Below are 9,669 nucleotides of genomic sequence, written 5' to 3' on the forward strand. Positions count from 1 at the left end.
GCCGGAAAAGTAGAGAGCTGGTGCGCACGAGTCAAGAGGTACGACCGAGTATCTTCTTGTCCCCTGGCAGGACTGGCCCGTGCGCGGGAAGGGTGCCAGGATGTACAGCGCCGACCCCTTCCAGGAAAAGGATTGCGCGTGACCGCTGTTCCGGGTTCCCCCTCTGCCGGCCGGGCAAAGCTCGCCGATGTGGCCAGGCTGGCCGGCGTCAGCGTCGGAACGGCCTCGAAGGCACTCACCGGCAACGGCAGGATGCGGCCCGAGACGCGGCAACGGGTCCTGGCCGCCGTGGAGGAGCTCGACTTCCGCCCCAACCAGCACGCGCAGAGCCTGCACACGGGCCGCAGCTGGACCGTCGGGCTGATGACGACCGACGGCATCGGCCGCTTCAGCACCCCCGTCCTCCTCGGTGCCGAGGACGCGCTCGGCGCCGGGAAGATCTCGGTGCTGCTGTGCGACACCCGCGGGGACGCCATCCGCGAGCAGCATCATCTGCGCAACCTCATGGACCGGCGGGTGGACGGCATCATCGTCACCGGCCGCCGCACCGACCCGAGGCCGCCACTGAAGGGCATCGAGCCGATCCCGACGGTCTACGCGCTCTCGCCGTCCACGGACCCGGACGACATCTCCGTGGTCTCGGACGACCGCAGCGGTGCACAGCTTGCCGTCGAGCATCTGCTGGCGACCGGACGCACCCGGATCGCACACGTCACCGGCCCGGCACACCACGCGGCCGCCCAGGACCGGGCCCGCCACACCGTCGAGCTGCTGAAGCACTCCTCGCTCGAACTCGCCACCGGGCGCGTCCACTTCGGCGAGTGGAGCGAGGCGTGGGGGCGCCGCGCGGCGGAGGCGGTGCTGCACATCGCCCCGGACACGGACGCCTTCTTCTGCGGCAACGACCAGATCGCCAGGGGCGTCGCCGACACCTTGCGCGAGAACGGGCTGGACGTGCCGGGCAAGGTCGCGATCGTGGGCTACGACAACTGGGACATCATGGCCCTGGCCTGCCGGCCTCCGCTCACCACGATCGACACGGACCTCTCCGAGGTCGGCCGCCAGGCCGCCCTGCGACTGCTCGACGCCATCGGTTCCCGGCCGGAGCCGGGGCGGCACACAGTTCCCTGCCGTCTTGTGGTGCGCGAGTCGTCCTGACGGGCTTGAGAAACCCTTTTCTCGCACAGAGCGCGGTCGGCGCCGGCTGATCGGCGCGGGATGGTCGGCGCTGGCTGATCGGCGCCGGATGGTCGGCGCTCAGGACACCCGTCGGCCGCCTCCGGGCATCACTCCGTGCGGGAACGCGCCCCCGACGTCATGGCCCAGCGGATGGTGTGCGTCAGCAGGAGACCCGAGGGCTGGACGGCGAGACCCTCCACGACAGGGATCCGGGGCAGTCGCAGCACGCTCCGCGCCCACGACGGAAGCAGGGCGACCGCGTTTGCCGCCAGGACGCCGTAGAAGGGCCGCACGGCAAGCGGCACGGGTGGGTGCAGCAGCAGGAACCGGGCGGCGGCCCATGCCTCCGGGGTGGCCCGCAGTTCCGGCCGGTACGAGTCCAGACACCTGGCCAGGGCCTGGCGATCGCGGGGCGGATCGACCACTCCCAGTGCCTCGGCCACGCGCGCGGTGTCGGCCACGTAGGCGTCGTACCCCGCCGAGTCGAGGGGCCGGGCCCCGTAGCGTTCGTGCGCGCGGAGGAAGCTGTCGGTCTCCGACGCGTGGACCCAGCCCAGCAGGTGCGGGTCCGCGGCGTGGTACGCGAGTCCGTCGGCCGTCGTCCCCCGCACCCGCTCGTGAATACTCCGCACTCGCGCGACGGCGTCCTCGGCGTCGGAAGCGGTGCCGTAGGTCGTGACGGCCAGGAAGGTGCTGGTGCGCTGCAACCGGCCCCAGGGATCACCGCGAAACCCGGAGTGCGCGGACACCGCGGCCATGGCGAGCGGATGCAGGGACTGCAGGAGGAGAGCGCTCAGCCCGCCGATGAACATCGACGCGTCACCGTGGACGGTGCGGATGGGACGCTCGGGACCGAACCACCGGGGGCCGGGCGTGTCGTGGATACGGGCACGCTTGGCCGGCCCGTCCGGACCGGCGACTCGCCGGAACACGGCCCTGCCCAGCCGATCACGAAGGTCGGTCATCTGCGACGCGCCTCCTTCCCCGAGGCCCGGGTGCGCACGTCTGGTCACCCTTCTTCGTCGGCGGCCGTGCGGACGGATGCAAGGAACCGTCCGCACGTTCCCTACGGCCGCCGCCGAGCGGCCCGCGCAGCGCTCGCGGGGACCGCGTGGACCGATCGGACCGCTCGGAAACCTGGAGGCGTCACCTCTGCCCGATTCAGCGGCTCCGTCCCCGGAGCTTGCCGAGCAGCTGGCGCGCCTGCTCCCGGCGCCGCGGGTCGGCCGAGGCGCGGCGCACCTGCTCGGCGGCCCGTCGTCCCTGCGGGCTCCTGCTGAACTGCTTGATCTTCTCCAGCATGCCAGGCATGAGGGTCCTCCCCAGAACGTCTACGACAACTCCGTACGGCATGGTCTTCGTACAGACGCGGTTACCCAGGGCACGCGGTCCCACCCCTGAGAGGCGGGATGTCAGGTGCCGTGTGCGTCGGTTTCGCCTCCTTCGGGGCGTCGGCACGGTCGCCTGCCGCGGGAACGTGGATCTCGGCCGTACCGGCGGCCCTTCCGGGCAGTACTTACCGTATGAAACCCCCACCGCGTTTCACGTTGGCCGCGACAACCCTTGACGCGCCGGACGCCCGTGAGCTCGCGCGGTTCTACCTGCGCCTGCTCGGGTGGCGGACGCGGAAGGAGGAATCGGACTGGGTCGAGATCGCGTCGCCCGACGGCACGGCCGGGCTGTCCTTCCAGACGGAACCGCTCTTCGAACGCCCTCAGTGGCCCTCCCGCGGGTCCGGGCAGCGGATGATGATGCATCTGGACTTCGAGGTGAACGACCTGTCATCGGCTGTCGATCACGCCCTTGCGCAGGGAGCGACCGCGGCGGATTTCCAGCCTCAGGCCGATGTACGCGTGTTGTGCGATCCGGCGGGCCACCCGTTCTGTCTCTTCATGCGCACGGGCCCGACGGGCTGATCTGTGCCCAGTGGGGTCGTGTCGGTGGACGCCGCGAGCGTGGGCGGGCCCAGAGTCATCCCCTTGTCCGTGATTCCGGGACTCGGCTCGGATCAGCTCCCCCGCCTTGGCCAGTGCGGCAAGCCTGCGGGACCGGAACTCTGGTCTCCAGCTGGTGAGTTCGGGATGCGTGGCCGCGAACCGGTCCTGCTCCAGAGCCGCCCCGGTAGCGGGCAGCAGCCGATGATCGCGTCCCCAATCGGTGTCGGCCGTGGCCACGCGGATCCCGCCGCCCGGCCGCCCCTGCGCGTGCCGGTTCCCAACTGCCCGGCTTCCTGCGGGGCGGCGAAGGAGAAGCCGCGGTTCGTCATGCAGGTACGCCGGCCGCCGAGCGCCGACCGGTGAGCCGGCTGGGCAAGAGCCCGCAGCACAGCGTTGGGCCTCGCCGCCCGCCCGACGGCCGTAGCGAACAAGGCACTTGGCCATGAACACAGTCGGCATGGCATGTCAGTGGCGGCAAGTAGCCTCGGGCGGCATGGGAATTCAGGTAGAGGTCGTGGCGGATTACCCGGTCGACGACGAGATGGAGAGGGTGCTCGGGCTGGCCGAGGCGGTCGACGAACCCGTCACTGTCACGTTCATATGGGAGGGGCGTGACGAGGCGGAGCGCGCCGTGCTGGTGCCTGCGGCCACACTCGCGCTCTGGGAACATTGGGCTCCAGCCGCCTACCGGACAAGTGACGCTGGACAGGGGAACCGGGTGGAAACAGCGGAGCCGCATCTGGCCCACCCGGAGGAATTCGGCCCGTTCACGCTCTTTCGCCGTCGCGTGGGTGGGCGCACTGCCGTCGCTCGCGGCGGTGTGGTGGTCGCCGAGCTCTTGGACCCCGGCGAGGCACACTGGCTCCAGGAGCAGGCCCGCAATGTCCGTCAAGGCTTCATGGATCCGAAGCAGAAGGCGGCGTTCGAGGAGTTCCTGGCCCGGCAGGTCCCTCGAACAGCAGCGACCCACTGACTCACGCTTCGGTGACAGAGGTGCGGGCCCGGACTCGATTGCTCACCGCTGACGCGACGTGCCGCTCGGCCCTCACAGGTGCGCGTCGATGAGTGCGAAGGTGGCGTCCGGCTGCTCGATCTGCGGAAGGTGACCGGCCTTGGGGATGACCTCGAACCGGCCGTCGCCGAACGCCTCGGCGTACGCGGCGCCGTACGCGGGAGTGACGACACGGTCGCTCTCACCCCAGAGCAGGAGCGTGGGCACCTGAATCCGTCCTAGCCGGGACAGCAGCGTGGGGTTGTGCATGTAGGGGTCGCCGGCGAGGACGCGCATGGTGGCCATGTTGGCCTGTCTGCGCGCCAGTTCCTCGGCAGGAATGTCGGCCGGATCGAGGAAGTAGCGCTCCGGGTCGTGCCAGGAGTGCTCCGCGACACCGCGGGCGTCCAGGGCGAAGAAGTCGGTGATCGGTTCGGTCTCGACCTGTATGCCTACGGCGTCGATCAGGACAAGGCCGGTGATGCTTCCCGCACTGTCGCGCAGGGCCATTTCCGCGGCCACCCAGCCCCCGAGGGAGGAGCCGACGACGAGAACGTCACTGAGTCGGCGTTCGCGCAGAAGATTCAGGTAGACGAGCGCGAGGTCGTCGACACCGGTGAGCCCTGCCGGGCGGTGGGTGCCGTCCCAGCCGGGGTGCACCGGCGTGATCGTGTGTGCGGTGCGGGAGAGGTGCTGGGCGAGGCCGGCGACTGTGACGGGGCCTCCGCCGCCGTGCAGGATCAGGACGGGCCTGCCCGCTCCGGCCTCGGACAGGGTGAGGGACAGGTCGGGGTACATGGCTGACGCGTTGGTGGACATACGCCAGCATAACTAAACATCTTTATATAAGCTAGCTTGGTCGTGGCGTAGACTCCTCGTATGCACGGTGAGCTGCAAGAACTCGGCAGGGCGGTCAAGCAGGCCCAGTACCGACAGCACAGGGCGCTCGACAGCGCCCTCCAGGCCGTCGGCACGACACTGGCCCAGTGGGATGCCCTGCGCGCGATCAGCCGCTCCCCCGGAGCATCCGCCCGCGAGTTGGCCGCGGCGACCTTCCAGACCGAGCAGGCCTTCGGAACGCTCGCCGGCCGCCTCACCGCCCAGGACCTGGTGGAACGCCGACCAGGACACGGCCGGCGCATCGAACACCACCTCACACCCGCCGGCGAGCAGGTCCTTGCGGCCGGCCGCAAGGTGGCCGACAGAGTGCTCGCCGACTGCTTCTCCGCCCTGCCCGACACGGACCGCGCCACTCTGCTCGATCTGCTTCGACGCCTCAACACGCTCCAGGAGGCCCACTGAGAGGTCAGTCCGTCGGTCTGGTCGGCGACCTCGCGGCCCGCTCATCCAGGCCCCCGACTCCACCCCTTGCTCAACCTATCGATATTCGATAGATTTCCATCGCAAATCGATGGAAGGGTGAGTTATGGGAAAGCTGGCTGCCGGTGCGCTGCGTGCCGTACTCCTGGTGGTGCTCGTCGGCACCGTGCTCGTACAGGCGTTGATGGTGTGGACGCTGGTCAGCGGGAGGGACCCGGAGGACGGGTCGCTCCCGCTCACCGCCCTGCGGGTGATCACGATCCTGGGCATGGTGTCGGTCCAGGTCGCGGTGGTGTGCGTCGGTCGCCTGGTGACGATGGTGCGACGCGGAACCGTCTTCTCGCACGCCGCCTTCCGGTACGTGGACGGCGTGATCGGCGCGATCGTGGCAGCCGCCCTCGTGTGGTTCGCGGTCACCGTCGTCAACGCGCCGGGCCAGCGGGAGGATCCCGGCGTCACCGTCATCATGGGCGGCGTCGGCGTGGCCATCCTGGGGGTGGCGCTCGTGGTGTACGTGCTGCGGATGCTGCTCGCCCAGGCCGTCGCGCGCGATGCCGAGGCGTCGCAGCTTCAGGCCGAACTGGCCGAGGTGATCTGATGCCGATCGCCGTCGACATCGACGTGATGCTGGCCAAGCGGAAGATGTCCGTGGGCGAACTCGCGGACCACGTCGGGATCACGCCCGCCAACCTGGCGGTCCTCAAGAACGGCCGCGCCAAGGCGGTACGTTTCGCGACACTCGCCGCACTCTGCGAGGTACTCGAGTGCCAGCCGGGCGACCTGCTGCGCTGGGAGGCCGAGAACACCGCGGACGACGACGTGTCCGACAGCGGACGGGAAACGCCTGTCGGCACCGGCGCGTGACGCGGCACACGGACCGCGCGGGCGTCGATCGCCGATCATCCGCAGCGCCGTCCCATCCCGGCAGTACGGCGAACCCGGCGGAGGAGCTTGCGGCGTCCGGGACCCGACGACCTCGGACTTCGGCATCTTCTGCCTCCACAGCCGCGCCGAGCAGCGGTCCATCCTCAGATCGACGCCCCGGGCAGCCGTAGGGTGACGCATCATGCGTAATCTGGCCCACCTGCCGAAGGCCCATCTTCACGTCCACCTCGAAGGTGCGATGCGTCCCGCCACGTTCAGGGAACTCCGGGACGAGGAAGGCCAACAGCAGTCCCCGCCAGGTGGGTTCACGTCCTTCGAGGACTTCACGTCGCTGTATCGCGCCGCCGCGCGACTGGTGCGCGAGGGCCCGCGCCAGAACCTGCTGCGGCTGGTGCGCGAGGTGGTCGAGGACGCCGCCGCGGACGGGGCGGTCTGGGTCGAGCCGCACGTCAACCCTTTGACCTACGTGGACGATCCGGTCGCCGCGCTCGACCTGCTGGACGTGGTGATCGACGAGGGGCGCAGAGCCGCCACCCGGCTGGGGATCGGGTTCGGCGTCCTGATGTTCGCCCGGCGCAACGGGGATCCCGCGCAGGCTGTCGAGACGGCCCGCCTCGCGGCCCTTCGCGCGGACGACGGCGTGGTCTCCTTCGGTCTGGCCGGCGACGAGGCCCACTATCCCCCTGGGCCGTTCGCCGAGGCATTCGCCATCGCCCGTGCAGCCGGGCTGATTTCCGCTCCGCACGCCGGTGAACTCGCCGGACCGGCCAGTGTGCGCTCCGCACTGGATGTGCTCGGGGCGCGACGGATCGCCCACGGCGTACGAGCCGTTGAGGACCCGGCCCTCCTCGCCCGCCTGGCGGCGGAAGGCGTTGTCCTGGACGTGTGTCCCACCTCCAACATCGCCCTCGGCGTCGTGGAATCCCTGTCTGTCCACCCCCTCCCGGTACTCCTGCGAGCCGGTGTGCGATGCACGCTGAACGCCGACGACCCGCTGCTGTTCGGCGCCGGCCTGCTGGACGAGTACGAAACCGCCCGCACAACCCTGGCGCTCACCGACGCCCAACTCGCCGAGATGGCCCACGTCTCGATCGAAGCCTCCGGCGCCCCGCGCGCAATGGTGGAGGACGCGGTCACACGCATCGACGACTGGCTGGGCACCCCCGTCCGAGCAACGGCGTGCCGGACATGACAGAGATGACAGCTCACCCTCTACGGGGCACTGCGGTCACCGCTGCCGGGTGAGACCGGGGGCGCAGGCGGACGTACCTCTCCGGGCGCACGGCGATCATCGGTGTGCGCCGAGTGAGGGAGCGATACGTCAGCTCGGCGGGCGATGTGAGGCACCGTCAGCCCGCGGGACTCTGGGACGGCGCCCGCGGAGTAGGGGCGTCATCCACGAGGAAGGAACAGCGATGAGCCGCAATGCGTCAGCCTCCACCCGCATCCGTGTCGCCGCAGGCGTCGCCGCCCTGATCACCGTCGCGTGCACCGCCTCCGCCACCGCCATCGACCGCTCGCCCGGAGCCGGCTCCCCCGCCAAACCGCGGGAAGCCGCGGCCCTGACGGGGTCCGCCAAGCTCTCCCGGACACTCGGAGACGACATCACCTTCACCTTCGACGCGCATCTCGCCGCCGAGCACCGGATGGACCCGGCCAAGGCCACCGGGACGTTCCGCTTCAGCCACTACCTCGACGGCGAGGGCGCCTGGGCCAAGGGGAGGATCGACTGCCTGGTGACCGGCGGGAAGGTCGCGGTCGCCACCGGTGTCATCACCGGCAGCGACCTGCCGGGAGCGAAGGGCAAGCGGGTGGGCTTCACCGTGCACGACGTGGGCCGGCACGACCGGTTGGGCTACAGCTGGGCGTCCGTGGGCAACCCCGTGGAGACCAAGGACCTGCCCAAGTGCGTGAGTTCAGCGCCGTTCGAGCGTGTGAAGAACGGCACCGGCGACTTCCGGGTCCTGCCCTGGGAACCGGACTTCGTCGAGTAGGGCGCGGGCGCGTACCGAGTGCCCTGCCGACTAGCTCGCGGACCGCGGCTCGCAGCGTGCAGACCACGGCTTCCATGGAACGCCCCCAGCCGCCCGGGGTCAGCGCACCGGGAAGCCGAAGGAGTAGCCCTGCTCCTTGAGCCAGGGCAGGATCCGACGCAGGGCCTCGACGGTCTGGGAACGGTCGCCGCCCGCGTCGTGGAAGAGAACGGTCGGGCCGCCCGGCAGTTCCCGTTCGACCGTGGCGACGATGGCGTCCGTACCCGGTCGCTCGAAGTCCTTGGAGTCCACGTTCCAGCCCAGCGGACGCATGCCCCGGGAAGCGGCGAGCTTTCGGCTGTAGGGGGTGAACGCGCCGCCGGGGGCCCGGTAGTACATCGGCCGTACGCCGCCGGACGCCTGGGTGATCATGCGTTCGGCGTCGAGGATCTGCTGCGACTGGTAGGTCTCGGACTTCTTGTCCATGGTGGTGTCGTGGGACACCGAGTGGTCGCACAGCCGGTGCCCGGTGGCGACCACCTGCTTCACCAGGTCCGGGTGGGCCTGCGCCTGCGTCCCCACCATGCAGAACGTGGCCTTGACTCCGTACTCCCGCAGTACGTCCAGCACTTGGGGCGTCCATACGGGGTCGGGTCCGTCGTCGATCGTGATGTTGACGCCGTGGGCCCCCTGGTCGGAAGCGTGCACGATGGTCACCGCGACCGGCTTCACCGCACTGCCCGGCTTGGCCGACGTGTTGGCCTTGGACGACGTGCCACCCACGGCGTCGGCCTGCGCGGTCCACACGGAGGCACCGGCGGCGAGCAACGTCACCCCGAGCGCCGCCCCGAGCACCTTGCTGTTCCAGCCCCGTCCGCCGTGCCGTGCCATGTCCGCCCCGCTTTCACGCAGTTGCTCGTCGTTTCCCTGGCCACTCAGTGACCACTCGACAAGACGAGCGACGGCGGCCGTGGGATGCGTCCGTTACCGATCAAGAACAATTCCGGGGAAGTTCGCGGACAACCGTTAGCGTTCACTTCTCATCTATTGCAACGAACGAGCAACTGACGTTGCGTTGCTTTCTGGTTCGTTGCAATGAAATTGCAGGCTCTAGCTGCAATGACGGGAGTATCACGCAACGAGTATGTTGCTGGAATCGTGAATGCAACGTAGCTTTTCGTTCATCGGAAACAGCGACGAACGCAGGAGCACCTGATGCAGAAGTTCGACACCCCCGCCCCCGTCACCACCGTCATCGACCTCCCCGCCGGCCGCGTCCAGGTCATCGCCGCCGACCGCGCCGACACCACCGTCGAGATCCGGCCCGCCGACCCCGCCAGGAACCGCGACACCAAGGCCGCCGAGCAGATCGACATCACCCACG

12 protein-coding genes and 1 pseudogene are annotated in these 9,669 nt (G+C 69.7%); 9 read left to right on the forward strand and 4 right to left on the reverse strand.

The window, feature by feature from the left end:
- Window positions 1–138: 138 nt before the first annotated feature.
- Window positions 139–1,158: a LacI family DNA-binding transcriptional regulator gene (locus tag H293_RS0141700; protein ID WP_020123711.1), complete on the forward strand. Its 1,020-nt coding sequence runs from the start codon at window positions 139–141 to the stop codon at window positions 1,156–1,158.
- Window positions 1,159–1,286: 128 nt separating this feature from the next.
- On the opposite strand, the gene H293_RS0141705 is transcribed toward H293_RS0141700, so the two are convergent.
- On the reverse strand, window positions 1,287–2,144 hold the full coding sequence (locus H293_RS0141705; RefSeq protein ID WP_020123712.1) for an oxygenase MpaB family protein: 858 nt from the start codon (window positions 2,142–2,144) through the stop codon (window positions 1,287–1,289).
- 196 nt (window positions 2,145–2,340) lie between these two features.
- Complete coding sequence (locus H293_RS59445) at window positions 2,341–2,490, reverse strand: hypothetical protein (RefSeq protein ID WP_162950992.1); 150 nt, start codon at window positions 2,488–2,490, stop codon at window positions 2,341–2,343.
- Window positions 2,491–2,726: 236 nt separating this feature from the next.
- On the opposite strand from H293_RS59445, the gene H293_RS0141715 reads away from it, so the two are divergent.
- Window positions 2,727–3,095, forward strand: a complete 369-nt coding sequence (locus H293_RS0141715) for a VOC family protein (protein WP_020123714.1) — start codon at window positions 2,727–2,729, stop codon at window positions 3,093–3,095.
- 514 nt (window positions 3,096–3,609) lie between these two features.
- Window positions 3,610–4,089: a hypothetical protein gene (locus H293_RS0141720; protein WP_028808663.1), complete on the forward strand. Its 480-nt coding sequence runs from the start codon at window positions 3,610–3,612 to the stop codon at window positions 4,087–4,089.
- A 72-nt stretch (window positions 4,090–4,161) separates the two neighbouring features.
- Here the strand turns inward: H293_RS0141720 and H293_RS0141725 are convergent, their stop codons facing one another.
- Window positions 4,162–4,926: an alpha/beta fold hydrolase gene (locus H293_RS0141725; protein ID WP_020123716.1), complete on the reverse strand. Its 765-nt coding sequence runs from the start codon at window positions 4,924–4,926 to the stop codon at window positions 4,162–4,164.
- A gap of 60 nt (window positions 4,927–4,986) precedes the next feature.
- On the opposite strand from H293_RS0141725, the gene H293_RS0141730 reads away from it, so the two are divergent.
- The 5 genes from H293_RS0141730 to H293_RS51195 all read left to right on the forward strand — a co-directional run bounded on the left by H293_RS0141730 (window position 4,987) and on the right by H293_RS51195 (window position 8,306).
- Complete coding sequence (locus tag H293_RS0141730; RefSeq protein ID WP_020123717.1) at window positions 4,987–5,409, forward strand: MarR family winged helix-turn-helix transcriptional regulator; 423 nt, start codon at window positions 4,987–4,989, stop codon at window positions 5,407–5,409.
- Window positions 5,410–5,533: 124 nt separating this feature from the next.
- Complete coding sequence (locus tag H293_RS0141735) at window positions 5,534–6,025, forward strand: DUF2975 domain-containing protein (RefSeq protein WP_020123718.1); 492 nt, start codon at window positions 5,534–5,536, stop codon at window positions 6,023–6,025.
- A complete protein-coding gene (locus H293_RS0141740; RefSeq protein WP_020123719.1) occupies window positions 6,025–6,291 on the forward strand; it encodes a helix-turn-helix domain-containing protein in 267 nt (88 codons plus the stop codon). Before H293_RS0141735 ends, H293_RS0141740 begins: the two co-directional genes overlap by 1 nt.
- Before the next feature lie 202 nt (window positions 6,292–6,493).
- Window positions 6,494–7,504, forward strand: coding sequence for an adenosine deaminase (add, locus tag H293_RS0141745; RefSeq protein ID WP_020123720.1), 1,011 nt, complete (start codon window positions 6,494–6,496; stop codon window positions 7,502–7,504).
- Window positions 7,505–7,727: 223 nt separating this feature from the next.
- Window positions 7,728–8,306, forward strand: coding sequence for a hypothetical protein (locus H293_RS51195; RefSeq protein ID WP_020123721.1), 579 nt, complete (start codon window positions 7,728–7,730; stop codon window positions 8,304–8,306).
- Between the two features lie 99 nt (window positions 8,307–8,405).
- Here H293_RS51195 and H293_RS0141755 read toward each other — a convergent pair whose 3' ends face one another.
- Window positions 8,406–9,176 carry a polysaccharide deacetylase family protein gene (locus H293_RS0141755; RefSeq protein WP_020123722.1) on the reverse strand — a complete coding sequence of 257 codons (771 nt, stop codon included), beginning with the start codon at window positions 9,174–9,176 and terminating at the stop codon, window positions 8,406–8,408.
- A 324-nt stretch (window positions 9,177–9,500) separates the two neighbouring features.
- On the opposite strand from H293_RS0141755, the pseudogene H293_RS62035 reads away from it, so the two are divergent.
- A pseudogene (locus H293_RS62035) lies at window positions 9,501–9,669 on the forward strand (DUF4097 family beta strand repeat-containing protein); the annotation flags it as partial.

The organism is Streptomyces canus 299MFChir4.1 (genome assembly GCF_000383615.1).
In the GTDB taxonomy this organism is placed as follows: Bacteria; Actinomycetota; Actinomycetes; order Streptomycetales; family Streptomycetaceae; genus Streptomyces; species Streptomyces canus_C.